We start from the raw sequence: 24,291 nt of genomic DNA on the forward strand, positions 1-24,291 counted from the left end.
TGTAAAAACACTGGACTATCACGGGCATTGCTGCCCGCGATAGTCCAACGTCAAAAGTAAACGCTATACGGAGCCCATGCAGCCTGCAGGTTACTCGCCTGTTTCTTTTTCTGCGTTTTTGATCTGGTTATCCCAGTGATCCATCCACTCATCGGATTTTTCCTGGAACAGTGCCCAGTCGATATCCATCGGCTTGATGTCTTCTTCGGCTTCAGTGATCCATTCCGGAAGATCGGTCACGTCTTCACGTGTCGGAATACGGTAGTATTTTTCCGCGAGCAGTTTTGCAGCTTCCGGTGTGTTGACGAACTCATAGAACGCTTCTGCCGCTTTCGGATGAGGCGCATCCTTGACGATTGCAATACCTTCCGTAAGGACCGGCGTTCCGCTTTCCGGCAGGACATAACCAAACGGATAGCCCTTTTCTTCCGCGAGCATGACGGCATCCGGCATGTTCCAGACCGTCAGGGAGCCGACGCCTTTGGCGAGCTGGTTGTACATCAGCTCAGGGTTGGCCGAGTATTCTTTCGTGTTGTTGTCCAGCTTCTCAAGCCATGCGTAGCCTTCCTGCGGATCTTCCGTATCCTTGTAGGTCCGGTAGATCATTGCCGAATAGATGGTACGCATCGTACCGGATGCAAGCGGATAGCGGATGATCAGCTCATCCTGCCACTTCGGATCAATCAGGTCGTCCCAGTCTTTCGGAGCTTCTTCTTCGGAGATTTCCTTGTTGTTGTACATGATGACTTCCGGCGTCATCGAAGTACCGCTCCACATCCAGTCTTCGTCATGATACATTTCATCAAGCGCATCCGCGTAGGACGGCTTGTATTCGGCAAGCAGCCCTTCATCTTTGGCCTGGTCGAAGTTCACTTGAGGTGCACCCCACCAGACGTCAGCTTGTGTATTGTTTTTCTCGGAGCGGACCCGGTCCAAAATTTCCTGCGAGCCCATGTCCAGGAACTCCATCGTGATACCGTACTCTTCTTCAAAGCGTTGCTTGAAGTCCCCCAAAATGTCACTGCCATGCGGAGAATAAACGACGACTTTCTCCTCCAGTTCCTCTGAAGCGGAAGTTTCACCGCCCGCATCTCCGGATGTTCCGGAAGAATCCTCTTCCTCTCCTCCGCCGGAATCGGCCATACACCCTGCCAAGGCAAGCGCAAACAGCGCCGTCAAAACAAGCAACCAGCTTTTCTTAATCCATTTTCCCATCCAAACTGCCCCCTTCTGATTTAAATGTTGTACATCCCCTCATGTTCTTTCAGCAACAATGCAACAGCGCCGATCACGCCGGCTTCCTTTCCGAACGCCGTCCTGACGATCTCACATTCTTTCGGTGCGTACCGCTTCACGTTGTCTGAGACAATCGGCTGGATCACATCGAATGACTGTGACAGACCACCCCCTAAAATAATCAACTCCGGGTTCAGCAGGGACACGTAATTCGCGACTGCAATCCCGAGATGTTCCAGTGCGTTTCTGAGCATTTCGGCTGAAGCCTTATCACCGGACCGATACAATCCGAACGCCTCGGCAGCCGTCACTTCCCTGCCAAGACGCTCTGACAGCGCAGTGCCGACAGAATTTCCGCCCGCCACACTTTCAAGGAATCCATAACCTTCAAAGGATGGCCGGTACGTTTTGGCAAGATTCCGATCCGTCACCATGTAACCGAGCTCGCCCGCACTGTACTGGCTCCCCCTGAACAGTTGCCCGTTCAGGATAATCCCGCTTCCGATACCCGTTCCGATGGCAATATAGATCAGGTTCTGCTTGCCCCTGCCGCGCCCCGTCCAGTGCTCCCCGAGTGCTCCGATATTGACGTCATTGTCCACGTATACCGGATACGGAAACACTTCCTCCAGCTTTCCTTTGACAGGATAATCCTTCCATCTGAGAGCCGGTGCTTCTTCGACAATCCCGGTCTTTACGTTGGTCACCCCAGGAACACCGGCGCCGACACCCAGAATTTCTTCCTGTTCCAGGGAAAGCTCTGCCATCATTTCATCGGCCATCTTCCGGATTGTCGGGAAGAAATCGTGATTCAAACATTCCTGTGTGGGGAATGTCCGGTAACTCTCAAGCTCCCCTTTAAGATCGGTGATTCCAACAGCTACCTTTGTTCCCCCGATATCAATTCCGATACAATGAGCCTTTTTCGGGTTGAACTTCAGATTGACGGGTTTTCGTCCGCCGCTTGCCGAGGCCTCGCCGCTCCCCGTCTCGGTGACCCATCCTTCCTCTATCAGATGGGAAACAGCTGCTGAGACAGTCGGCTTGCTGAGAGACAGCTTCTTGGCAATCGCCGTACGGGTCGTAGGTTCTGTTTCCAGCACACATCTGAGCACTTGCCGTGCGTTGCGGTTAATATTCGGTTCGTCATTCACATATTGCATGGCAATGCCCCTAAAAGGTTAGTTTGTTAACTTAACTTACTAACTTATTTGAAAACATTGTAAACAATGATATTTAAAATGTAAACCGCTTTCATAAACTTTTTTTACTTTTCTTTCTAAAAAATCATAGACTGCAAGTCTCTGCAGTCTATGATTGATCCACCTATATTATTGATCGGCCCCGTAGCTGAGCAGGTTTGCGAAAATCCGGTAACCGCCCGGAACCTGGGCACCGATCTGCCTGTAGAATACGAGGTTCGTATACAGATAGGTCCCTTCTCCGTATTCAGCCATAAGGATTCCGCTTGTGAACGGATCTTCTCCCGGGTCTGCCATCGACACGAATGTCTCGAAGCGCTCATCCCAATCCATCGGGAAATACAGGCCGCGCTCCTGTACCCAGTTGTCCCAGTCACTGTCTGTAATGTTGTTCGGATAGTTGAACAGCGGATGGTCCGGCTGGGTCACCGTCACCTGCGCATTCTCGTCGGTCACGCGCCAGCGGATGGACGGTGTTCCGATTTTCAGGCGATAAGGGGCTGTCAGCTCTGCATCCCATGGATCGGAAGCCGTCACATACTGCATGACGAAATGCCCGCCGCTCCGGACATACTCCTTGATTCGGTCATTGTTTGCAAGCAGGTCTTCCCTGCCGAGAGTCGCCCGGATGCCTGACACGATCGTGTCGTACTGAGACAGATCAGCCGATGCAAGATCTTCCGGAGTCAGCTTGGTGATGTCAAAGCCGGCATTGATGAACGAATCAGCGATCGTATCAAAACCGCTGTCAATGTATCCGACCTTCAGGTTCTCCGGCTTAAGAAGTTCAAATGCAACGCCGTTGATGGAGGATGGGTACAGGTAATAAGAGTCATTGATATGTTCGTATTTGATCTCCTGGACAGTTGTATTGTAGGTCTTGCCATTTGCCTCGGCAATGGCCTCAATTGTGAACTCGCCTTCCTCCACCTCGGAAGGCGGAATCAGATCAAAAGAAACGCTTTTTTCTTCAAAACGCTCTACCAGATTCACCTCTGCCGATTCCGGCTCACTGCTCCAACCTTCAGGCAGGTTCAGTGAAACTTCAGCTTTCTGAGTAGCGTCATCGTAATTCTTCACTTTCACGCTGACCGGAATCTTTTCCTGCACATCAGCCGTGTTCACCGTGATATTGACCGGATCAGGCGTTACGCCCAGTTCTGGCAGGACACTGACCGTGTTATCGAGGTCACTGACAAATGCAGTGTCCACGCCCTTCTCTTTAAATGAAATCTGTGCTTGGATAGCAGCTTCCGCATAAGGCTCAAAGTATTCCGCATCCTCCGGAACAGTTACGGTGAAACCGGCAGCCTTGGATTCACCAGGTTTCAGATGCTTGATCTTTACGGCTTTTTCATGCTCCCAGTCCTCAGGAGTCAGCAATTCCGCTTCAACGTGATGAAGTTTTCGGTTCCCTTCATTAGTGACTGTCACTTCCACTTTCGCCTGCTCACCCTGGGTCAGCACATAAGAATCAATTGTAATGTCTACCGTCAGCTCGGAAGCCACCCGGCTTACTTCAACGAGTTGTTCCTCTTTCAGATTCAGTTTATGGAGAAGATCATTTTTGGTAGCCTGATCCAGCTTTGAGGAGGCCACCTTTCCGGACAATTTCCTTACATCCCTCAGTGCCTTCTGGGATTCTGGAAGGATGGCTCCGCGATTTGGGTAAAGTTCAACGATCCGGTCCAGGTTCTGCTGAAGGGAACGGAGAGATTCGCTGAGCCCTTGGTTTGAAATTTCATCTGCCCATGCATTGAAGTCATAAGGAATACCGTCGAACAGATCGTCCGAATTCTCCTGTACCGCAGATTCTGCAAGCTTCAGATGAACCTGGCGCGGCTCAACGGGAATATCCCGGCCCATTCCCTGGCTCTTATGAAGATAGCGAGACGCTTCACCAAGCTGCGGGTAGCTCATCCCGTAAATCGGATCGTAGTCACCGATCTCGATGGACACAGTCGCTTCATCTTGGGAAACCGGCAGGTAGAGCTTTTTGATCTGCCAAGGCTCCAGTCCGTTCTCGATCTGTTCAGGAAAGACCGTCGGATCGGCCGCATCCTCGAATGCTTTTACCGACAGGACATTGATCGCCCGGTGGTGACCATGTTGGCTATCCACATCCAGGAAGGACGGCATCACCACATCCGGCTGATACGTACGGATAAATTCGATGAGGCGGGAATAGGTCACTTCCTCTCCCCATTTCTCCAGAGTTTCTTCCGGAGATTTCGAGAAGCCGAAATCATAGATGGCGTCCGAGGTCGTGTCGCTAAGGTGATATGCTTTTACGCCATTGACTTTTGCCGCTTCAATCATCTCGTTGGAGCGGATGATGCCGAGACCGTTCCCCAGTTCATTCCCGATTGCATTCTGCCCGCCCTCTCCGCGGTTGGCAATCATGCTGGCTGTCTTCACACCCAGCCCCCTCGACAAATAAGCGAGGAAGTCACTGCGTTCATCATCCGGATGGGCACCCGTATTCAGGAACGTGACCGTCGTATCCAGTGGCTTCACAGCGTTCCACAGATCCACGTCAGGTTGCTCCCGGCTGTCTCCTAAGACGGCCTGCGGCAGGATGGACAGCACCAGCAAGATGGAAAGCACACCGTACCATAACCTCTTCAAACTTCTAACCCCTTTCATGAGTCGAATTTAAAAGAAAGCGCATACACACATTAGTTAGTAAAACTTACTAACTAACAATGCCGCACAAACTTCCTTTTATTAACTGCAAGTATACATATAGTCAGAATATTTTTAATCTAACTTTTCGCCTATTTCATTAACGTATACCGTGTATAACGACTGGGGTAAAAAGTAGGAATTAAAAAAGCGATGCACAAGCACCGCTTTTACTTTGTTGTCATTGAAGGTTTATAGGTGTCCACCGCGTCATGCCTGCCAAACACCAGCCTCAGCATGACCGGCACGATAAACAGGATAAACAGCACTCGGAACAGCTGGTACGCTGCGACCAGAGAGACGTCCGCATCGATTTCCTGCGCGGTCACGCCCATTTCCGGCAGGCCGCCAGGCGCAACACAGAGGAATGCTGTTGCCAAAGACATCGGGTGGATCTGGTGCATCATCCAGGCCAGAAACAGGGCGAAGCCGACCATGAGCAACCCGGTCAGCAAGGAAAACGGCAACAGCGTTTTCCAGCTTTTCAGCATGCCCGGCCGGATGCTGAGCCCCAGATAAACTCCAAGGAACAGCTGCGCGATGATTGTCAGGATAGGCGGAAGGTGCGGCGGCGCAAAGCCGCTCACCGTCAGGATGGCAGCCGCGATCAGAGGGCCGAGTATCCAGGGTGTGGGAAACCGGAATCTTAAGGCGCACAGCGTGACGATGGTGACGATGACTATGGTTGCCGCGATATGAAGCAAGCCCGGGGCACCTGCCTGCACGGCTGCTCCGGATGACTGAAGGCCCGTTGCGGATACCGTTCCATCCGAAAACGCGTATGTGGACAGCATGGGTACCATAAAGGTGACGGTGAGCATCCGGACGGTCTGCATGAAGGTGACTACGGCCGGGTCTGCTCCCCGGATCTCTTCGCTCAGCATCGTCATTTGAGAAAGGCCGCCTGGCGTTGTTCCCATCACTGCGGTCGGAGTATTCATGCCGGCAAGCTTTGAAGCGATGATGGCGATGCCGAGACCGCCCGCGATCATCAGAATGGTAGAAATGGTCATTGTCGGCAACTGGCCGGCAATCTGCTTTGCACTTTCCGCCGTAAATGCCAGACCCATGCCGTAGCCGAGCAGCATCTGTCCTCCATTTTTAAAGCTTTTCGGCCAGTATAATTCCCTTTTGACGAACAGATTCCAGATAATTACGGCCGTCAGCGGTCCGAGCATCCAGGCAAGCGGCAGGCCGATCCAGGCAAACACGGCTCCGCCTGCGAGGCCACACAGCAACGCTTGTATAAATGGAAAGACTTTCTTTTTCTCTGGTGACTTCATCATCCTGCACTTCTTTCTGATGCTTTTCTATGATCCATTGTAGCATGAAGGCCGGATCTGCTTGTCCGGCCTTCCAAATAGAGGGTTTGCCTCTCCTCCGTCGAAACAGGAAAGCATCACGGAAAGGAGGCCTGCCGATGTTTCCTTTTGTCAGAAGAAAAACGGTCGAAACATGCGACCCCAAGTTTTCATACTGCTACGCCACCGGATCTCCAGATGACGGCGTGCTGTGCGATATCACAAAGGAGCTTGCCGGGATGTACCAATCGCACCCGGGCGATATCGTGTTTCTATGTATCGGTTCTGACCGCTCGACCGGAGATTCTTACGGGCCATTTGTCGGGTCTCAGCTGAAGGAACACGGATGTCCCTATCCTGTCTATGGAACTATTGAAAAGCCCGTTCACGCCCTGAATATAAGTGAGACACTCAGCGAGATACGAAGCCGGACAACGGAACCGCTCATTGTCAGCGTCGATGCCTGCCTGGGCAGTGCCGACCGGATCGGCTCCATCCTCTTTAATGAGGGGCCCCTTATTCCCGGCTTCGCCATCCGAAATCCGCTTCCGGGCGTGGGCGTTTGTCATTTCAAGGGCGTTGTGAACCATCTCGATCCGCATTTCCCTGCCGATTCGCTGAACAGCACCCGATTGGACACGGTTCTCCGGCTTGCCAGAATTACTTCAGGTGTCATCTTGGACTCGGTCCGGCTGGCCGGCTCTGAAAAAACATAAGGAATCCTAGCCTCCCATGATTCGGTCGAATTCATTGTCCTTCGGGAAAGTCAGCGTCAGAACGGTGCCCTGCCCTTGTTTGGAATCGGCTGAAAGCCGGATGCCGAGCCTCGCGGCGACTGTGTCGGCAAGATAAAGGCCGAGCCCTGTCGCGGCATTATGGATCCGGCCTGTGCCGCCGGTGAAGCCCTTTTCGAAAATCCGCGGCAGGTCCTGGGGCGGGATGCCAGGACCTTCGTCTTTAATCTGCACCCGGACATTCCCATCAGGAGAACGGTCGGCGGTAATGGTGATTGCAGCGCCGGCCGGGCTGTATTTCACGGCATTCGTCAGTACCTGACGGATGATGAAGCGGGCCCATTTTACATCGGTCCGGACGGAGAGGCCGGCTCCTTCCAACTCAACCGCCACGTCCTTTTCCATGCACCAGGCGGCGAGTTCACGGATTTCGGGCGCGATGAGCGAGCGCACGCTCGCCGACTCGGGCAGGAAATCAGCCGCGAGCGTCGGCATTCTTGAGATGTACAGTTGCCGGTCGATCAGAAGATGGAGGCGCAGCCACTCAGTCTGAAGCCGCCGCATCGCGGGGTCCGCCCGGTGTTCGTCCAGGATCAGCTTCATCGCCGTCAGCGGCGCCTTCGCCTCATGCACCCAGGCCGCCAGATAATCTGCTTCCAGATATTGCGCATCGGCAAGCTTTGCCAACTCCTCCCGGTGCGCCCGGGAGGCCGCGGTGAGAAGTCCTGCCGTCGTTTGTTCAAGCGCCGACGACCGCTCCGGCAACAGCTCCTCCCACTCCCGGAGCGGTTCGTCTGCCAGACGGGAAGCTTCCCGCAGAAACACCGTCTCGCGCCGCCAGCGCCAGGTGATGAACAGGACGAATGCTGCAATAAGCAGGAGGTTCATGTAAAGGACGGACGCCGCCTCGATTTCGATTCCGTCGTCGAGGGCAATGATGAGATCAGCGAGGAGAAGTGATGCGAGGAAAAACAGGATCCATGGGAGACGGGATTTCAGGTAGGGAATGAACATGCCGGGCTTGCCTCCTTTTTTGATATTCCGGATTGGGTTCACCAATCTTCTTTAATTTCGTCATTCGTCCATCCAATCTCGTCATTGGACCGAAAAGTTTCGTCATTCGTTTAACGGCAGGTGATGAATGACGAAACCGATTCGACTGCGTCCGCTGTCCGCACACCCTATTCCTCCACCGCCATATATCCCATGCCCTTCTTTGTCACAATCTTATCCCCGATTCTGATTTCCTCGAGCTTGTTTCGCAACCGGTTAATGTTCACCGTGAGCGTGTTGTCGTTTACGAACCGCTCGTCGTCCCAGAGCTTGCGGATCAGCTCGTCTCGAGTCACGATTTCGTTGCGCGACTCGACAAGGACGGCGAGGATGAAGAATTCGTTTTTTGTCAGTTCTACGTCTGTGCCCCCCGAGCGGATCACCCCGCGCTTCAGATCTAGCACCGCTCCGTTCCACTCAACAATATCCGGTTTTTCGTCGGTATAGGCATACGTGCGCCGCAGGATCGCCTGGAGTTTCGCCAGCAGAACATCGGAATTGAACGGCTTCTGGATAAAGTCGTCTGCCCCCATCGACATCGCCATCACCTGGTCCATCGGGTGGTCGCGCGATGACAAAAAAACGATAGGTACGTTTGACTCTGCGCGGATTTCGCGGCACCAGTGGTATCCGTCATATGCCGGCAGCCCGATATCGAGAATCACCAGATGGGGACCGGCAGCCCGGAAGGCCTCCATCACCTCATGAAAACCTTCCGGCCCCGTGACTTTAAGTCCCCACTGCCCCAGCTTTTCGGACAGTGACCGGAGAATCGCTTCGTCATCCTCCACCAAAAACACCGTAAACTCCATCACGCAGACCCCCTTCACCACCAGTTTACCGGAAAACTCCAATTTTTTTCAGCAAAACATGAATAACTCTCTGTGAGGCGGGTACCATATGAGCAACCCCACTTCTCTATTTCCCCCTTTTAGAGAATGCAGGTCCTGGCCCGCCGGCGATGTCGGCGGGCATTTTTTTGTGGGAAGACGTGCGGAACCGCTTCTCTCCCCGATGGGACGAAAAAGTTAAGATTTTTCTTTCTTAAGGATTAAAATCCGATGGACCGGGTAACCTATGACCAGCCCCACTTCTCTATTTCCCCCTTTTAGAGAATGCAGGTCTTTGATCCGCCAAGTTGTCTGGCGGATCCTTTTTTATTGCGCGCCAAAAGACCGCTGCCCAATTCGGCAGCGGTCTTTCATACATAATTAGTCTTCGTCTTTTTCAAAGTTGATGACATTGCCGTTTTCTGCGTCGATGTCCACTTCATACTCGTGGCGGCCGTCCCGCAGTTCCAGCTCATAGTGCCAGCGGCCGTCATCTTCGTCGAGTTCCGCTTCAATGACTTTGGCTGCCGATCCGGCTTTGCCTTTCGCGATCTGGATTGCTTCTTCCTGGGAAATCAGGTTGTCCGGTGCAGCCTGGCGGTCGTCATCGTCATGGTCATGGTCATGGTCATGGTCATCCCGATCGTCGCGGTCATCATCCTGGTCGTCATGCTCAGCCTTCAGCACATCGCCGGATTTCGCATCGACCTTGACATCCACTTCACCGGATTCGCCCCAGATTTCGAATTCGTATTCACGATCGTCACGGTCCAGTTCCATTTCCCGGACTTCCCCGCCGCCTGCCGCTTCAAGTGCGATTGTTGTGGCTTGATCCGCCGAGATCCAGCCGGATGTGACCTGCTTCACTTTTGCCTCCGCCGTTTCGATCGGCGCGAGCTTCCCTGTGTCTTCCGCGAATGCGGCCATGCCTCCAAATGCCAGAACCCCTGCTGCGACCGGTGCAATAAACCAACGTTTTTTCATGTTGTGTTCCTCCTCGTTTTCTTGTTGTCTTTATCATATCCCTGCCGGATTAAACGGCTCTGAGGGAAAGATTAGAGTTTGATGAGAGTTGAATTAATCATCTTTTTCAAAGTCCAGGATGTCTCCCGTCACCGCGTTGATTTCCAGCTCGTATTCATAAGGTCCGCCCTCGAGCTCAACCTCGTAGATGATGCGGCCGTCGTCATTGTCCAGTTCGACTTCGGTGACCCTAGCCGATGGACCCGTTTGGCTGATGGCAATTTGGACCGCTTCGTCGCGGGAAATCAGGGCTCGGGATTCGGTTGGCCGTTCCGCCTTGGCATGGACAACTGGTTGGTGGCCGGTTTCCGGGGAAGTGACCGGCTCAGCAGCGGCAGGAATCTGTGCAGGTGCTTCCTCAGAAGCAACCGGAGCATATTCCCGATCGTTCTCTGCACTGGTTTGATCGGAAGCAGCCGGTTGCTCCGCCGCTTCGACCGGCTCCAGCGTAACCGGATCCACCGGGATGAGTTTCCCCTGTTCGCCGTAGGCCACAGCTGCCAATCCTCCAATAGCCAGAATCCCTGATGCAATCGGCGCAACCATCCATCGTTTCTTCAACCCGCTCTCCTCCTTGGCTTCGTTACCTACAGGTTACCTTCCGGGAATGAAACAACTTTGAAAGAACGATTAGAAAACGATGAGAATTAGTCAAACCATGGCACGGCGGATTTTTTCGGGAACCATCACCACTTCCGTCTTCAGGTCGACCGGGCGGAAATCCGGGTCGATGCACGCACCCCAATACGCTAGGTGCTTTTTGTCGATCCAGTGGTCCGATTCTTCAACTTCTTGGCCGCCCTCACCTTGAATGGAATACCAATATAAATATTCTTCCCCGTCCAGCACTTCGCGAAAAATGGTCTCCACATGCATTTTCTCGCCCTCGAGTGTGACAAGTACATCTTCCATATGTTCTTTCAGAAACGTCAGCCATTCATCCACCTTTTCAGACATGCCGGACTTTACCCGGAAACGTGTCAGCTCCACATTCATGTTCGCTTCCCCCTTTCTATGTAAGAAAGGCCGGGTATCTCCCGGCCCTGAATGGTTCAATTATTAATCGTCCCAAGACACAGTCAGAATTTTTCCGGTGATGGCATGGATCTGGATGTCGGCTTCCCGGTCATCCACGGTTTCGACCTGGACGATGTAATAGCCGCCGTCCTGGGTTTCTTCGAAATCGATGTCATCGTCCAGGTCGCCCGCAACCTCCTTGAGGGCGATATTCGCCGCTTCGCCCGGGGTGAGCCGGACGGATGGTTTCGGTGCTTCCTGTGCCGGCGGTGTTTCTTCCTGCGCCGGCGGTGTCTCTTCCTTTGCCGGTGGTGCGGCAGGCTCTTTTTCTGTCACAGATTCTTTGATCTGCTCCCCTGTGACGGCGTCGTACTCTGCTTCGGTCGTGCGGGTTTCTTCTTCGACCGTTGCGCTGTAGACGTTATCCTTCAGCGCGATCGCCGACGGCTCTGCGCCGTATTGTTCAGCGATCTTCGCTTTCATGTCGTCTTCCGGAATCGGATCGACGCTTCCCGTCTTTTCCATCGAGATGATGGCGCCGCCGTCGCTGTCGACGACCGCCTCAAAGACCCCGTCGATACGTTCCAGCGTGACGCGGTAGAGGTCGCCGTCCTGCACGATCTCCTGCACCTCGCCGCCGTACATATTCAGAAGCTTCTGCTCGACATCATCTGCCGCCATCGCCTCGCCGCCGCGGAGCGCCATGACAGACACCACGACCACAATCAATGCTGCCGCTCCGATTGCCGCGAGCCATAGCCATTTTCGGTTATCCATGCTGAACGACCCCCTCCTTTCTTCCCATTATAGAGGGTGAAAATTAAAAAACGCTGAGAATGCTCCACTTATTCTTGGCGCTCTTTCGGCAAGCCCACCCTGAATACCGTTCCGATACCGACGACGCTCTCCACACTGATATCCGCCCCAAGGCCGTCTGAGATTTCCTTGCCCAGCGCGAGGCCGAGCCCAGTGCCACCGGTTTTGCGGTTCCGGTCGCTGTTGACGCGGTAAAAGCGGTCGAAGAGATGCGGAAGATCCGTTTCCGGAATGCCCGGCCCGTGGTCAGCAACGGCGAGTTCGACGCGGCCGCCGCTTTCTTCCAATATAAGCCGGACTGCTCCGTCGCTATACTTTCGTGCGTTATCCAAGAGGATGAACAGCAGCTGCCGGAGCTTGTCCGGATCGGTAACGGCCAGGAGTTCTTCCGGCCCTTCGATCGAAAATTCCCGGCCGTATGCCTGGCGCATCGGCTGGACTGTTTCTTCTGCAATCTTCCGGATGTCTGCCTGTTTAAAGGAGTAGGCTGCAGCCCGGTCAGATCGTGCGAGGTCCAGGAGCTGTGCCGTCAGGTCTTTCATGCGGACCGCCTGCGACAAAATGGCCCCGACGGCTTCATCCGCGACATTCCGGTCATCGAACCCGCGACGCTTCAGCAAACGTGCGTAGCTTTCGATGACGGTTATCGGCGTCTTCAGTTCGTGCGAGGCATCAGACACGAATCGTTCCTGCTTTTCGTAGTTCCGGCCCAGCTGGTCCATCATGTCGTTGTAGGCAAGGGTCATTTCGTGCAGTTCGTCACGGCCACGGCCCTCGTCGATCTTCTCGTAGGCCCCCTTTTCCCGGTTCTCGCGCATCGTGCCTGTTAGCACATTGATCGGCCGGGTGACGATGCGGCCGAGCGCGACACTCGAGGCAATGACGGGAATCATCGCGGCGGCGGTAAGGCCGATAAGGATCAGTCTGAGTGTGGAAAGTTCGTTCGCGATGTCGTCAGCAAGCTGGGTGATGCGGAGCTCGGCCACTTCTCCGCCCGTGCTGATGAACGGCATGGCCACCGTTACGGCAGGCACACCTTTTACATTGGTGATCGTATACGGGCCGCTGCCATCGGGTTCAGCCGGGAAACCGCGCAGCCGCCTGTCGCTCTCCACTTCATCAATCACCTGTCCGTTTGACCCAACAATCAGCAGCGAGCCGTCCGGCGGCATGTAAGCCCTTATGACCATGTTTTTATCTTCCGCAGCGGTTTCCTGCAGCGCCGCGGTCAGCTCCTCGCCCCTCGCCATCAGCTGGTCCGCTTGTCGTTCGTACGTCATCTTCTCGAACAGGAAGTAGATGCCGATGCTGAGCCCGGCTAGGATCAGGAACATGAGGAGCGTCGTAAATACGTGAATCCTCGTCCTTAATTTCATTTTGGTGCTTCCTTCAGCACATAGCCGACCCCGCGGACCGTGTGGATGAGCCCGTCTCCGATCTTCTTCCGCACATAACGGACATACACATCCACGACATTTGTGTCGCCGTAGTAGTCAAACCCCCATACCGCATCCAGAAGCTGGTCACGTTCGAACACGCGGTTCGGGTTCTTGAGGAGATACAGCAGCAGGTCATACTCCCTCGGGGTCAGGTCGATGGAACGCCCGTCACGGGTCACGTCGCGCGTTTCTTCATTGATCGTGAGCCCGGCGAACGAATGGATGTGCTCCGGCCTTTCTTCCTTGGGTCCGGTGATTGCCTGCGCCACGCGCAGCGTCGCACGGATGCGCGCCAGAAGCTCCTCGATCTCAAACGGCTTCGTGACGTAATCGTTCGCTCCGAGATCCAGCCCCGCCACTTTGTCTTCCACATCACTCTTCGCCGTGAGGAGGATGACCGGAACAGCCGTATCACTCGCCCTGATGCGGCGCAGTACATCCAGCCCGGAGAGCCCCGGAAGCATCAGATCGAGCAGCACGAGATCCCATCCGCCATCGCGGAACTTGATCAGCCCCTCGTCCCCTGCGTGCGCCACGCCTGCCTCGTAGCCCTCAAACTCCAGCTCCAGCTGCAGCACCCGCGCGATGTTCTCCTCGTCCTCCACAATCAGGATCCGTTCTGCCATGGCGTCTGCCTCCTTCTCTTTCTACCTATAACTATGATTGGGATGGATTTCGGCGTCAAGGGCGGAAGGGCTCAAAGCCTGCAGGATGCAAAGGGCGTGCGGCGCACGGCTTTTCTTCCCAAAAGGGTTCACCGTCCGTGCCGGTGGTACACTGTTGGTAATGAGTTTTTCAGAGGAGGGGTTTTGGATGAAGGTGATTCCTGTCGGGATCTGGGGTGGTTATCCGAAGGCGGAGTCGGCGACGTCATCGTTTCTGATCGAGCATGAAGGGTTCCGGGTGCTGTTCGACTGCGGGAGCGGGGTGCTGGCGCAGGTGCAGCGGTACATCAGGCTTGATGAGATTGATGCAGTTGTGATCAGCCATTATCATGCGGATCATGTGGCGGATATCGGGAGCCTGCAGTATCATCATCTGATTGCGTACTACACGGGGCGGCCGCTCCGGAAGCTGCCGTTTTACGCGCATGACCGGGATGCGGACGGCTTCGGGAAGCTGACGTATAAGGAAGTTGCCGGGGGGCATGCGGTGGCACCGGGTGAGACGTACGAAATCGGGCCGTTTTCGGTGACGTTCGCCGAGACGGTGCATCCGGTGTACTGCCTGGCGGCACGGTTTGAGGTCGACGGCAAGGCGGTCGTATTCACCGCAGACACGGAGTTCCACGAGCCGCTCGCAGAATTCGCGTCGGGCGCCGATTTGCTTGTGAGCGAGGCGAATCTGTATGAGGAATATAAGGGCAAGTCGCCTGGGCATATGGCGGGAAGCGAGGCCGGTGAGCTGGCGCGGCTCGCCGGTGCGAAGCGGCTGCTTCTGACCCACCTGCCGCAGGAAGGCGACGTGCAGCTGATCTTGTCGGCTGCTCAGGAAGCGTTCGGCGGGAGTGCGAGGCTGGCGGAAGCTGGAGAAGTGATAGAGGTATGAATGAGAACAGGGTTCCGTCGGGGATGGCGGAACCCTGTTCTTTGTGGTGCTAATTTGCCATTTCTGGATAATCATATAGAATGTTGTAGTTGGTGCTGCAGACATTTATCTGAAGGAGGATAAACGATCATGGCTGTTTTGCCGAATTGCCCCAAATGCCAATCGGAGTATACTTACGAGGACCGCAATGTATTCGTATGTCCTGAATGTGGAAACGAGTGGACACATGAAGATGGTGAAAAAAGTGAGGAAAACGTTGTAAAAGACGTCCACGGCAATGTTTTGAAAGATGGAGATACGGTGACCGTCATCAAAGATTTAAAAGTGAAGGGCAGTTCCTCAGTCCTCAAAATCGGTACGAAAGTAAAAGGGATTCGCATCGTTGATGGTGATCACAATATTGATTGCAAAATCGATGGATTTGGTGCCATGCAACTAAAATCTGAATTTGTGAAAAAGGCCTAATCATGGTCCCGTATTCCGCTATGGAATACGGGGCCATTTTTCGCACACCACAGGTGATGAAGGAAGGCCCTAATCTTCAAACTCGGACGCCTATTCTTCAAACTCAGACCGTTTTATTTCAAACTCACTCGAAATAGAAAGGGGGTTCGCCGCGGCGAACCCCCTTTCCTCATTCCTGCCGGCGCGTCAGGGGCGTGGTATAGTCCCAGGCATAACAGGTCGACCGCCCGTCGCCGTCTTTGTTCAGTGGATAGAACTGAAGCAGACGGGAGGCGGCTCCCGGGCTTTTCATGCCGAACAGCTCCCGGACCTGTCTGTTCACAATCGTCCCGCTCCTTAGGGTGAACCAGTCTTGCAATGTGCGGGTGAAGGGGTCGGCAGTTTTCCATTTGCAGGCCGGGCACAACCAGACCCGTTCACTTTTTCTTCCGAGCCGGCTATTACAAGTTTCACAGAGCGGCCCCCACTCAACCTCTTCGGCAGAAATGCCAAACCGTCCGATCAGCGGGAAGGCGATATAGGGCCTGTTATGGCGGCGGATGTAGTCGGCAAGTTGACGGAGTTCCTGGACGGTCATTCCCGTCTTCTTCTCTTTTTCGGCAAGGTGTCCACGGATTTCACGGAGGCTGAAGATGCGTCCATTGGCTGGAGGTTTCTCGATGATCGCACTTCCCGTCATGATGACAGCGCCATCTGCCCCGAACGGTATACCGTGCAGATGAAACCAGACCTGCAGGTTGGCGATTTCGTCCTGCAACTGCAGCATGGGGCAGTCGTAGCGATCAGTGATGCTTCCATGTTCATCTACCTTGTCCAGCCTCTTGGGGTGTTCCTCAAACCGGAGTCTTCCAGCCATATTCTTGGCTTCATAAATAACCGCTCCCGAGGGCAGGAGGATCAGGACATCGATCTGAACGTATTGCCCGGGCGTGACTTCCAAATTGACATCCAAAGAATGGGCCACGGGACTTTCAGTCGCCGGATGTAGTTCAGGACCTTTTCTTCTCCCGCTATTCCCGCTTTGATGGAATTCATTTTCCCCTGAATATCTGTGTAAGATCGGTGACGGCTGCCAACACGGACAAGCAGCCGTTCATGCGCATTCCCTTTAAGGACCGACATCGATTCGTTCCCCAACGGATCCTCCCCTTCCTTTTTCCGAACCATAACATATCGGGGAACAAGCCGGAAGACAACTTGGCATCTTTGGATTTTGAAGCATTATTGCATGTCAAAATTGAAAAATGCCCCGGCTGGCGGGGCATTCATACGAGCGTTATTAGACGGGTTTGAAGATTAGTGTCTTGAGTTTGAAGATTACCCGCCTGAGTTTGAAGATTAGTACACCCACGCCCTCACTCCGCAGCCGCCGGCGGGTCGGGCAACACTTTCTTCCCGCGCATTTCCTTCACCTTGAAGAACACCATGCAGGCGATGAAGAAGCCGACGCCGTAAATCAGGCCGATGCGCTGGGTCGGATCGACGAACAGGAATCCGAGGATGAGCAGGCAGAAGGCGATGCAGAACAGTGGCAGGAACGGATAGAGCGGCGCCTTGAATTTCAGGTCCTCGATGCGGCCGCCATCCCGCACATACTTTCTGCGGAACATGAACTGGCTGGCGGCGATGCCCATCCAGGAGATCGTGACGGAGATGCCGGCGATCGACATCAGCAGGACAAAGACGGCGTCGGCTTCCATGAAACTGGTCAAAAGCGACAGGAGCGAGAAGACCATCGTGAAGAGCAGCGCGTTCAGCGGGACTTTGCGCTTGGTCAGCTTGCGGAACACGCCTGGCGCCATGCCTTCGCCTGACATCGACCAGAGCAGGCGCGTCGATGCATAGAGGCACGAGTTGCCGACAGACAGGATTGCCGTCAGGATGATGAAGTTCATGATGTCCGCGGCGAACGGCACGCCGGCGATCGTCATGAGCGTGACGAACGGGCTTTCAAGCAAGCCGAGTTCGGACGCCGGGAAGATGGAAGACAAAATGACGATGGATGCGATGTAGAACAGGATGATCCGGACGAGGATCGTGCGGATTGCACGCGGGATGTTCTTTTCCGGGTTTTCCGTTTCTCCGGCAGCCACCCCGACCAGCTCCGAGCCCTGATAGGAGAAGATGACGTTCATCATCGTTACAAAGACGATGGCGATCCCCGCCGGGAACAGGCCGGTCGGCGCAAGGTTGGACAGCCCCGGTGTCGGCCGGTCGGCGAGCGGCACCGCTCCGAAGATGGCTAGCGCGCCGATGATGATAAACGCGATGACCGCCAGCACCTTAATGCCGGCGAACCAGAACTCCGCCTCCGCGAAGCCCCGTGTCGACAGTGCATTCAGCCCGAACAGAAGCAGCATGAAGACTGCGCACCAGATCCAGACCGGCACATCCGGGTACCAGTGCTGCATGAGAATCCCGGCTGCGGTAAACTCGACGCCCGCGGTCGCGGCTGATCCGACGAAGTACATCCAGCCAAGCGAGAACCCGGCGGAAGGACTGATAAATTTTGTGGCGTACGTCTGAAAGGATCCGGTGACCGGCATATGGGTCGCCAGTTCTCCGAGGCAGGTCATGACCATGTACAGGATGAGCCCTCCGACGAGATAACCGAGAATGGCGCCTCCCGGACCGGCCTGGTTGATCGTATATCCGGCGTTCAGGAACAGCCCCGTCCCAATGACACCGCCCAGGCTCAGCATCAGCAAGTGCCGGCTCTTCATGGAGCGGTTCAGTTCCTGTGGAGGCAGCAGCGTTTGTGGATCGTTCATCATTTCCCCCTGTCCGGCGGTTCCGTAACCCTTCAGCCGGAAACCGCCTGTTTTGTTGTGAATCCGCTTACAGCAATGGCTAATGGTGGCAATTTTCAGTCACTATCACTATCGGAAATGGGAGGACCCGGTCGCGCGACGGCGGTCGGTTCCTCCCCATTTCTCTTAATCAAAACCTCAGCGACAGACAGCTGAGTCCCCCGTCCTGCTTTTGGACTTCGCTCATGTCGAGCTCCAGGGTCCGGTAACCGGCTTCTTCGATCTTGCGCTTCGTTTCCGGGTAGCCGGACGGGATGATGACGGTGTCGTTGACCTTGATGCAGTTGGCGGAGTACTCGTCTTCCTTGCTGATGACGATCCGGTTGTAATCCGCAAAGGCCGGGTGGTCAATGAACTCTCCGGCGACGACCATGTTGTTGTTGCCGAGGTAGGCAATCCCCGTCTTCAGGTGGAAGAATTCCTTGAGCGGCAGGATGTCCGCCTTGTATCCTTCTTTTTCAAGAATCTCTTTGAGCTGGCGGGCGCCTTCTTCATTGGTGCGCTCGGACAGGCCGATGTAAAAGTGCTCGTCTGCCTGGAGCACATCGCCGCCGTCGAGATAACCGGGTGCTTCGATACGGTAGAACTTGTCGTAGAATTTCTTCAGGGCCTCTTCGATCGCTTCCTTTTCCCCATTTCGGGATTCCGCGCCCGGATTGGCGATCACGGCGAATTCCGGTGTCAGGACAGCAGGGTCCTCGACGAATACGGAGTCCGGGTACTGCTCGTCTGCCTGAAGTTCGGTTGCTTCGACATCGCAGCTTTTCAGCGCTTCGACGTAGGCTTTGTGCTGTTCGACGACCTTCTCATAGTCCGGCTTGCCGAGGTCGGAGGTTGTCAGCCCGTCCACATAGCTTCTGGCGGGCGCTTTGACGATGACGTTCTGGAATCGGGACATGGAGATCTTCCTTTCAGGATGAGTGGTTGTATTGGGTTGCGGCATGTTCACTTCTTTCAATAAACAGCTTGCGGATCAGCGTCTCCAGCATGATCGGCAGCCGGCGGAAGGCACTGTCGGTGTGGAGGCGCTCTGTGCGCTGATGGGCGTCACGGCCCAGCGGTCCGACGTTCAGTACGGAAGCGTTCAGTTTCCGCATGTCTTCAAACGGGATGCTGTACGTGTCCCCCCAGACCGGGGTGTTGCGTTCGTAGGCGGTCCAGCCTGCACTGCCGTCACGGTAGTTCACATAGCTCAGGTCACAGATGCCGTTGAAGTAGTGAACCTGCTCCAGTTCGGTGCCGAGCGTTCGTGCGGTGTCCTGCATGAGCGAGACCGCATCCCGGATCAGCTGGTCCTCTGTGGAATTGACCGCCGGGTAGTATGGCGGCGCGTATAGAAGGACAATTGCCGGTGACAGTTCCTGGCATTCGATCATGAGCCGGTCGGCGACGGCGAAGCTCTGCGCCCGCTCGTCCGGACCGGCCAGGGCTATTGCTTTTTCCTTCAGCTTACGGACCTCTTCCTCGCCAAGTTTGTCTTCCGCATGAGTCAGGATCTGCTCGTAGCGGTACACCTTCACGTCACCGACGCCGCTTACGCCGTGGCGGCGGCACAGTTCCCTATAGGCCGAGTTGCACGCGGATGCCGCTTCACCGGCAACCTTTTCGAATGTCTCCATGACGTCCGCCGCCGTGCGCTTGAAGAGGAAGACATTATAGAGCGCGGCCGCGCGGTACGGTGTCTGGGTGGAGTACTGGTCCTTCAGGTCCCGCTGGTACAGCGAAACCGGGAGCGGTGTCTTCTCACCATACACGCTCTCCTCGAACAGGTCGCTGAACTCCATCTGCTGCGTCATATAGGAAGCGATATAGTTTGCAGTCAGGCCCTGTAGCGGTTCCCCGACGTGGGTTTCCTTTCCATAGAACAGGGCAGCCGGCATGATCTTGCCGATCGTTCCGGAGTAGATATACTCCTTTGTGTCGCCCGGTTCCTGCGTGAAGGACGGCTCCCCGTTCAGGAACAGGCTGAATGTGAGCCCTTCCTTCTCGGCGATTTCAAGCATGACACCCACCGCGGCCCGCATCCCTGCGGAGTTCACTTCCTCATCCGGTACGGTCAGGAGAAGAAGGTTGACCGGCCAATCTTCGTCGATCGCCTGCTCGAGCAGCGAAAGATGGGCGGTTAGGCCCGCCTTCATGTCCATCGTGCCTCTGCCGAACAGGTACTCACCCGACTCCAGGTCGGCGCGCGCTTCCGCGTGGAGCGTGTCCTTGACGTCGTGGAGCTTTGCCGTCAGTTCCTCCGGCAAAGTCGAAAGCGCCTGAAGGGCTCCGTATTCCTCGGTCTGGACCGTGTCAAAATGGCTGATCAGCACGATCGTATCCGTCGCATAAGGATGCTTGTAAAGTGCCGTCACCGTCTGGCGGCCAAGGCCCGCATCGTGAAGAGCGACCCGTTCCGGATGCTGCTGGAAGTGAGGCATTTCGCGGAGTTTCGTCTCGAGCCGCTGCGCAAACAGCCGCTCTCCTTCCGTCAGCGTCCGGCTGTCCCAGCTGACCAATTCACAGAGAAGCGCGCGGCGTGCTTCAGGTGTGCTCCATCGGCGTCCCATCGGCTGTTCCCCCTTGTTCATCTGTTTTTGTTCGTATGCCAGAGTCATGTAGTTCTCACCACCGGGCAGGTCAGGCAAGTCGGCCCGCCGGTTCCTTTATAAGAGATTTCATCGCCTTTGTATTCATACACGGTTGCACCGGCTTCCTCGAGGTCCGCTTTCGTCACGGGATTGCCCGCCGGAATGACCACTTTGCGCGGTGCCAACGCGAGGACGTTGCAACCGAGATTCTCATACTCGTCCTGAGGCACTTCGACCAGCCGGACCCCATTTTCAATGAGGCGCTGACGAAGGAATACCGGCATGAGCGGGGAATGGACGACGGCCAGATCCTTGTCGACGATGCTCAGGAACGACATCAGATGGAGGCACTCCGCCTCCCCGCGGTCATGCGGCAGCTGCACTTCGATGAATTCATCAATAAATGGGGCAGTGATTTCGCGGAGCTGTCTAATCGCTTCATCATTTGTCCGGTAACCCCTGCCGACCGCAATCGTCCGGTTGTCGAGCCAGACGATGTCTCCACCGTCGGAGACCGCATCCCCTTCCAGTTCACCAATGACCGGAATGCCTTTTTCTTCGAGAAACTTCTTATAGACCTGCGCCTCCGGCTGCCGGAGGGCCTTGCCTGATTTCAGGATGATGGCTCCCGCCGGTGTAAACTTGACCGGATCGTGCGCATAAAGCGAGTCGAGTCCCGTCTCCTCTGCCTCCGGAAGAAAGTCGATCTCTTCGACATGCTCTTTCAGGATATCGAGGAACGCCTCATACTCCCGGAGCGCTTCCTCGTATTCAGGAACCTCGGCATAGTTAAAGCGCTTCCAGTTTTCATCAAGATGCTTTTGGCTTTTGAATGCTTCCTGAGGCCGCTTGACGATCACACGTCGGAGCGGCTCATGCATGGATGACAGATAAACCATATTGATCAAGCTCCTTTTTCCGTTGTACGGAAAGTATTTTCATTAAACGGAAAGTTGTTACGATTAATATAGTCAATTCGTGCTATACTGTCAATATATTTTGAACCTTCATTTCAGGAATATCTTTCTTCTATACAAAGAGAAGTCAACTGGCATACATAACACGTTAGAATCGGTTCACAATCAAAGGAGAAGTTGCAATGCAGGCACTGGAACGGGCAATGAGTATTACGGGACTATTATCGGAGGCGGAAAATGGGGGAATGTCGATCTCGGACCTTTCCAAGAAAAGCGGACTCGCGCTCGGCACGATGCACCGGATCCTGAAAGGGATGGAAAAGCAGCGGATGGTTGAGCAGGACCCACAGACCAAACTGTACCGGCTCGGCCCGGTTTGGCTGGAATACGGTCTCCGCCTGTATGACTCGATGGATTACATCACCAAGATCCGGCCAGAACTCGAGCGTCTCTCCCGCGAGGTAAAGGAAAGCGTGTATCTGAGCCGGCCATCGGGCCATGAGGCGATTGTGATGGAGCGCATTGACAGTGATGACAATCCGATCCGGATCAATGACCCGCTCGGCATCCGGATCCCGCTCCATATCGGGGCTGCCAACAAGGCCATGCTCGCGGATATGCCGCCTGGAGAAGCTGCGGAAATCATCGGCCAACTCGTCCCCCGCGACGAGCAGCAGGCTTTCCATGCCGGGCTTGCGGCCATCCGGCAGGCCGGATATGCCGAAAGCCACGGTGAACGCACACCCGGCACCTCTTCAGTTGCCGTCGCTGTCAGGGATGGGCTCGGCACCCTCGTCGGCGCCGTCTCAATCGGCTTCATCAGCTATGACCTGACCGAAGAGCGGCTCGCTTACCTGTCGGAGAAAGTAAAAGAAACCGGTGCCCGTATTTCAAGGAATCTGGGGGCCGGCTGAGGATCGGGAAAGCGGGGAGGGAGCTAATCTTCAAACTCGGGAGCCTAATCTTCAAGCTTGGGCACCTAATCTTCAAACTCACGCCACTAATCTTCAAACTCAGGCGAAACCCGTCTCACCCCACACAAAAACCCCCTTCGCCAAAGCGAGGGGGTTTTCAGCATCAGTTTGCGTTGTAGTAGATCGGTGCGTCCGGTCCGAGCGGGAGGCCGAGAAGCATCCAGATAATGAGGACAGCCGACCAGACTAACAGGAACGCCATGGAGTAAGGGAACATCGTGGAAACGAGTGTCCCGATCCCCATTTTCTTATCGTATTTCTGTGCGAACGCGATGATGATCGCGAAGTACGTCATGAGCGGCGAGATGATGTTCGTCGAGGAGTCCGCAATGCGGTACGCCATCTGTGTGAGCTCAGGCGAGTAGCCAAGCTGCATCATGATCGGCACGAAGATCGGTGCCATCATGGCCCACTTCGCGGAAGCGGAACCGATGAACAGGTTAATGAACGCGGCGATCAGAATGAAGAGCAGGACGAGCGGAATGCCTGTCAGGTTGATGCTCTGCAGAAACTCTGCACCGTACACGCCGAGGACAAGGCCCATATTCGATTCGGAGAAGTAGGCGACGAACTGTGCGGCGGTGAAGCTGAGGACAATGAACATCCCCATCGATGCCATCGTCTTGCCCATCATTTCGGCGACGTCTTTGTCATTCCGGATCGCTTTTGTGACCATTCCGTAGACCAGCCCTGGGATAAAGAACAGGATCGCGATGATCGGCACGAGCGAGCTCATGAACGGCGAGCGGATAATCGGCATGTCCGCCTCATCGCCGCGGAGCGGAGCGCCCGGGATCAGGACAAGCAATGCCATTAGAGCCGATGCGACAACGACGGAGACCGTTGCCCAGACGAGGCCCTTTTTCTCAACAGCCGTGAGCTTGTCCATGCTTTCACGGAACTCACCCTTGTATTCGCCGAGACGCGGCTCGACGATTTTCTCCGTGATCCATGCACCGACGAATGTCAGAACAAATACGGAGATGATGATGAAGTAGTAGTTCATGGCGATGTTCATGCCATCAGCATATGCCGGGTCGATGATCGCAGCGCCAAGGATCGTCAGCTCACCGAGGAGCGCGTCCGTTCCCGACAGGAGCAGGTTCGCACTGAATCCGCCGGATACGCCGGCGAAAGCGGCAGCGAGACCCGCTAGCGGGTGCCGGCCGAGCGCGGCGAAGATGACCGCACCGAGCGGAGGCAGGACGACATAGCCCGCATCGGATGCGACGGACGACATAACCCCTGCGAATACGAGGCCGAGCGTGATAAGGCGCTTTGGCACCGACATGACGAAGCCGCGCAGAAGTGCAGAGATGAGGCCGGAATGTTCCGCGACCCCGATGCCGAGCATTGTGAGGAGCACGACGCCAAGCGGCGCAAAGCCGATGAAGTTATCGGTCATGCTCGTGAATATGTAATGGATTCCCTCTTTATTGAGGAGGTTCTTGACCTCGATGATTTCCCCTTCTTTACCCGGGTGTTCTACCGAGATGCCGAAGGACGAGACGATTGCGGAAAGGACGAGTACGAGAAGCGCCAGCCCGGCAAATAGCGTGACCGGATGGGGCAGCTTGTTCCCGACCGTTTCGATCGTATCTAGGAATTTCTGGACGAACCCTTTTTTCTTGGTCGTTTCCATGTTATCTCCTTTCTTAGATGACAAAT

General features: G+C 55.1%; 23 protein-coding genes. 4 read left to right on the forward strand and 19 right to left on the reverse strand.

From position 1 onward, the window contains the following. Nucleotides 1–90 precede the first annotated feature (90 nt). From BMX91_RS04460 to BMX91_RS04475, 4 genes are all read right to left on the reverse strand, one after another. The gene (locus tag BMX91_RS04460; RefSeq protein WP_177168267.1) at nucleotides 91–1,215 is read right to left on the reverse strand and encodes an extracellular solute-binding protein; all 1,125 of its coding nucleotides are present in this window, start codon (nucleotides 1,213–1,215) and stop codon (nucleotides 91–93) included. A 20-nt stretch (nucleotides 1,216–1,235) separates the two neighbouring features. Further along, nucleotides 1,236–2,399 carry an ROK family transcriptional regulator gene (locus tag BMX91_RS04465; RefSeq protein WP_092050349.1) on the reverse strand — a complete coding sequence of 388 codons (1,164 nt, stop codon included), beginning with the start codon at nucleotides 2,397–2,399 and terminating at the stop codon, nucleotides 1,236–1,238. 168 nt (nucleotides 2,400–2,567) lie between these two features. After that, the gene (locus tag BMX91_RS04470; RefSeq protein ID WP_092050351.1) at nucleotides 2,568–5,066 is read right to left on the reverse strand and encodes an NEW3 domain-containing protein; all 2,499 of its coding nucleotides are present in this window, start codon (nucleotides 5,064–5,066) and stop codon (nucleotides 2,568–2,570) included. 227 nt (nucleotides 5,067–5,293) lie between these two features. After that, the gene (locus BMX91_RS04475) at nucleotides 5,294–6,409 is read right to left on the reverse strand and encodes an AbrB family transcriptional regulator (protein ID WP_092050354.1); all 1,116 of its coding nucleotides are present in this window, start codon (nucleotides 6,407–6,409) and stop codon (nucleotides 5,294–5,296) included. Between the two features lie 134 nt (nucleotides 6,410–6,543). Between BMX91_RS04475 and yyaC the strand changes: the two genes are divergently transcribed. Next, the gene (gene yyaC / locus BMX91_RS04480; RefSeq protein ID WP_092050356.1) at nucleotides 6,544–7,140 is read left to right on the forward strand and encodes a spore protease YyaC; all 597 of its coding nucleotides are present in this window, start codon (nucleotides 6,544–6,546) and stop codon (nucleotides 7,138–7,140) included. Nucleotides 7,141–7,146: 6 nt separating this feature from the next. On the opposite strand, the gene BMX91_RS04485 is transcribed toward yyaC, so the two are convergent. From BMX91_RS04485 to BMX91_RS04520, 8 genes are all read right to left on the reverse strand, one after another. After that, on the reverse strand, nucleotides 7,147–8,172 hold the full coding sequence (locus BMX91_RS04485; RefSeq protein WP_092050358.1) for a sensor histidine kinase: 1,026 nt from the start codon (nucleotides 8,170–8,172) through the stop codon (nucleotides 7,147–7,149). A 167-nt stretch (nucleotides 8,173–8,339) separates the two neighbouring features. After that, the gene (locus BMX91_RS04490; protein WP_092050360.1) at nucleotides 8,340–9,023 is read right to left on the reverse strand and encodes a response regulator transcription factor; all 684 of its coding nucleotides are present in this window, start codon (nucleotides 9,021–9,023) and stop codon (nucleotides 8,340–8,342) included. 399 nt (nucleotides 9,024–9,422) lie between these two features. Further along, nucleotides 9,423–10,025 (reverse strand): PepSY domain-containing protein, encoded by a 603-nt coding sequence (locus BMX91_RS04495; protein ID WP_092050362.1) that lies wholly within the window; start codon nucleotides 10,023–10,025, stop codon nucleotides 9,423–9,425. A gap of 93 nt (nucleotides 10,026–10,118) precedes the next feature. Beyond that, on the reverse strand, nucleotides 10,119–10,625 hold the full coding sequence (locus BMX91_RS04500) for a PepSY domain-containing protein (protein ID WP_092050363.1): 507 nt from the start codon (nucleotides 10,623–10,625) through the stop codon (nucleotides 10,119–10,121). A gap of 90 nt (nucleotides 10,626–10,715) precedes the next feature. Next, nucleotides 10,716–11,060 (reverse strand): DUF6176 family protein, encoded by a 345-nt coding sequence (locus tag BMX91_RS04505; protein ID WP_092050365.1) that lies wholly within the window; start codon nucleotides 11,058–11,060, stop codon nucleotides 10,716–10,718. A 63-nt stretch (nucleotides 11,061–11,123) separates the two neighbouring features. Continuing rightward, on the reverse strand, nucleotides 11,124–11,858 hold the full coding sequence (locus tag BMX91_RS04510; protein ID WP_092050367.1) for a PepSY domain-containing protein: 735 nt from the start codon (nucleotides 11,856–11,858) through the stop codon (nucleotides 11,124–11,126). Nucleotides 11,859–11,926: 68 nt separating this feature from the next. Continuing rightward, nucleotides 11,927–13,273 carry a sensor histidine kinase gene (locus tag BMX91_RS04515; protein WP_092050369.1) on the reverse strand — a complete coding sequence of 449 codons (1,347 nt, stop codon included), beginning with the start codon at nucleotides 13,271–13,273 and terminating at the stop codon, nucleotides 11,927–11,929. After that, nucleotides 13,270–13,962: a response regulator transcription factor gene (locus BMX91_RS04520; protein ID WP_092050371.1), complete on the reverse strand. Its 693-nt coding sequence runs from the start codon at nucleotides 13,960–13,962 to the stop codon at nucleotides 13,270–13,272. Before BMX91_RS04520 ends, BMX91_RS04515 begins: the two co-directional genes overlap by 4 nt. Nucleotides 13,963–14,149: 187 nt before the next feature. Between BMX91_RS04520 and BMX91_RS04525 the strand changes: the two genes are divergently transcribed. Together BMX91_RS04525 and BMX91_RS04530 are read left to right on the forward strand one after the other, a co-directional pair. Further along, the gene (locus BMX91_RS04525) at nucleotides 14,150–14,884 is read left to right on the forward strand and encodes an MBL fold metallo-hydrolase (RefSeq protein ID WP_092050373.1); all 735 of its coding nucleotides are present in this window, start codon (nucleotides 14,150–14,152) and stop codon (nucleotides 14,882–14,884) included. A 129-nt stretch (nucleotides 14,885–15,013) separates the two neighbouring features. Beyond that, on the forward strand, nucleotides 15,014–15,349 hold the full coding sequence (locus BMX91_RS04530) for a zinc ribbon domain-containing protein YjdM (protein WP_092050375.1): 336 nt from the start codon (nucleotides 15,014–15,016) through the stop codon (nucleotides 15,347–15,349). 169 nt (nucleotides 15,350–15,518) lie between these two features. Here the strand turns inward: BMX91_RS04530 and BMX91_RS04535 are convergent, their stop codons facing one another. The 6 genes from BMX91_RS04535 to BMX91_RS04560 all read right to left on the reverse strand — a co-directional run bounded on the left by BMX91_RS04535 (nucleotide 15,519) and on the right by BMX91_RS04560 (nucleotide 21,631). Beyond that, nucleotides 15,519–16,313: a nuclease-related domain-containing protein gene (locus BMX91_RS04535; RefSeq protein ID WP_245744246.1), complete on the reverse strand. Its 795-nt coding sequence runs from the start codon at nucleotides 16,311–16,313 to the stop codon at nucleotides 15,519–15,521. Then, on the reverse strand, nucleotides 16,247–16,486 hold the full coding sequence (locus tag BMX91_RS15705) for a hypothetical protein (RefSeq protein ID WP_092050379.1): 240 nt from the start codon (nucleotides 16,484–16,486) through the stop codon (nucleotides 16,247–16,249). Before BMX91_RS15705 ends, BMX91_RS04535 begins: the two co-directional genes overlap by 67 nt. Nucleotides 16,487–16,704: 218 nt before the next feature. Beyond that, complete coding sequence (locus BMX91_RS04545; protein WP_092050381.1) at nucleotides 16,705–18,120, reverse strand: amino acid permease; 1,416 nt, start codon at nucleotides 18,118–18,120, stop codon at nucleotides 16,705–16,707. Between the two features lie 169 nt (nucleotides 18,121–18,289). Further along, on the reverse strand, nucleotides 18,290–19,057 hold the full coding sequence (locus tag BMX91_RS04550) for a dimethylarginine dimethylaminohydrolase family protein (protein ID WP_092050383.1): 768 nt from the start codon (nucleotides 19,055–19,057) through the stop codon (nucleotides 18,290–18,292). A 13-nt stretch (nucleotides 19,058–19,070) separates the two neighbouring features. Continuing rightward, nucleotides 19,071–20,711 carry a M20/M25/M40 family metallo-hydrolase gene (locus BMX91_RS04555; protein ID WP_092050797.1) on the reverse strand — a complete coding sequence of 547 codons (1,641 nt, stop codon included), beginning with the start codon at nucleotides 20,709–20,711 and terminating at the stop codon, nucleotides 19,071–19,073. A gap of 44 nt (nucleotides 20,712–20,755) precedes the next feature. After that, nucleotides 20,756–21,631: a dimethylarginine dimethylaminohydrolase family protein gene (locus tag BMX91_RS04560; RefSeq protein WP_092050386.1), complete on the reverse strand. Its 876-nt coding sequence runs from the start codon at nucleotides 21,629–21,631 to the stop codon at nucleotides 20,756–20,758. Between the two features lie 200 nt (nucleotides 21,632–21,831). On the opposite strand from BMX91_RS04560, the gene BMX91_RS04565 reads away from it, so the two are divergent. Next, complete coding sequence (locus tag BMX91_RS04565) at nucleotides 21,832–22,563, forward strand: IclR family transcriptional regulator (protein WP_092050389.1); 732 nt, start codon at nucleotides 21,832–21,834, stop codon at nucleotides 22,561–22,563. A gap of 163 nt (nucleotides 22,564–22,726) precedes the next feature. Here the strand turns inward: BMX91_RS04565 and BMX91_RS04570 are convergent, their stop codons facing one another. Then, on the reverse strand, nucleotides 22,727–24,265 hold the full coding sequence (locus tag BMX91_RS04570; protein WP_092050391.1) for an AbgT family transporter: 1,539 nt from the start codon (nucleotides 24,263–24,265) through the stop codon (nucleotides 22,727–22,729). Nucleotides 24,266–24,291 lie beyond the last annotated feature (26 nt).

The sequence above is a fragment of the Bhargavaea ginsengi genome (genome assembly GCF_900109165.1).
Classification (GTDB): domain Bacteria; phylum Bacillota; class Bacilli; order Bacillales_A; family Planococcaceae; genus Bhargavaea; species Bhargavaea ginsengi.

What these genes read in the sequence shown, in the direction of transcription:
- BMX91_RS04460 (WP_177168267.1), bottom strand. Translation starts at nt 1,215, where the DNA reads ATGGGAAAATGGATTAAGAAAAGCTGGTTGCTTGTTTTGACGGCGCTG.
- BMX91_RS04565 (WP_092050389.1), top strand. Translation starts at nt 21,832, where the DNA reads ATGCAGGCACTGGAACGGGCAATGAGTATTACGGGACTATTATCGGAG.
- BMX91_RS04475 (WP_092050354.1), bottom strand. Translation starts at nt 6,409, where the DNA reads ATGATGAAGTCACCAGAGAAAAAGAAAGTCTTTCCATTTATACAAGCG.
- BMX91_RS04550 (WP_092050383.1), bottom strand. Translation starts at nt 19,057, where the DNA reads ATGTCCCGATTCCAGAACGTCATCGTCAAAGCGCCCGCCAGAAGCTAT.
- BMX91_RS04555 (WP_092050797.1), bottom strand. Translation starts at nt 20,711, where the DNA reads ATGGGACGCCGATGGAGCACACCTGAAGCACGCCGCGCGCTTCTCTGT.
- BMX91_RS04520 (WP_092050371.1), bottom strand. Translation starts at nt 13,962, where the DNA reads ATGGCAGAACGGATCCTGATTGTGGAGGACGAGGAGAACATCGCGCGG.
- BMX91_RS04510 (WP_092050367.1), bottom strand. Translation starts at nt 11,858, where the DNA reads ATGGATAACCGAAAATGGCTATGGCTCGCGGCAATCGGAGCGGCAGCA.
- BMX91_RS04485 (WP_092050358.1), bottom strand. Translation starts at nt 8,172, where the DNA reads ATGTTCATTCCCTACCTGAAATCCCGTCTCCCATGGATCCTGTTTTTC.
- BMX91_RS04505 (WP_092050365.1), bottom strand. Translation starts at nt 11,060, where the DNA reads ATGAATGTGGAGCTGACACGTTTCCGGGTAAAGTCCGGCATGTCTGAA.
- BMX91_RS04570 (WP_092050391.1), bottom strand. Translation starts at nt 24,265, where the DNA reads ATGGAAACGACCAAGAAAAAAGGGTTCGTCCAGAAATTCCTAGATACG.
- BMX91_RS04545 (WP_092050381.1), bottom strand. Translation starts at nt 18,120, where the DNA reads ATGAACGATCCACAAACGCTGCTGCCTCCACAGGAACTGAACCGCTCC.
- BMX91_RS04560 (WP_092050386.1), bottom strand. Translation starts at nt 21,631, where the DNA reads ATGGTTTATCTGTCATCCATGCATGAGCCGCTCCGACGTGTGATCGTC.
- yyaC (WP_092050356.1), top strand. Translation starts at nt 6,544, where the DNA reads ATGTTTCCTTTTGTCAGAAGAAAAACGGTCGAAACATGCGACCCCAAG.
- BMX91_RS04525 (WP_092050373.1), top strand. Translation starts at nt 14,150, where the DNA reads ATGAAGGTGATTCCTGTCGGGATCTGGGGTGGTTATCCGAAGGCGGAG.
- BMX91_RS04530 (WP_092050375.1), top strand. Translation starts at nt 15,014, where the DNA reads ATGGCTGTTTTGCCGAATTGCCCCAAATGCCAATCGGAGTATACTTAC.
- BMX91_RS04490 (WP_092050360.1), bottom strand. Translation starts at nt 9,023, where the DNA reads ATGGAGTTTACGGTGTTTTTGGTGGAGGATGACGAAGCGATTCTCCGG.
- BMX91_RS04495 (WP_092050362.1), bottom strand. Translation starts at nt 10,025, where the DNA reads ATGAAAAAACGTTGGTTTATTGCACCGGTCGCAGCAGGGGTTCTGGCA.
- BMX91_RS04515 (WP_092050369.1), bottom strand. Translation starts at nt 13,273, where the DNA reads ATGAAATTAAGGACGAGGATTCACGTATTTACGACGCTCCTCATGTTC.
- BMX91_RS04465 (WP_092050349.1), bottom strand. Translation starts at nt 2,399, where the DNA reads ATGCAATATGTGAATGACGAACCGAATATTAACCGCAACGCACGGCAA.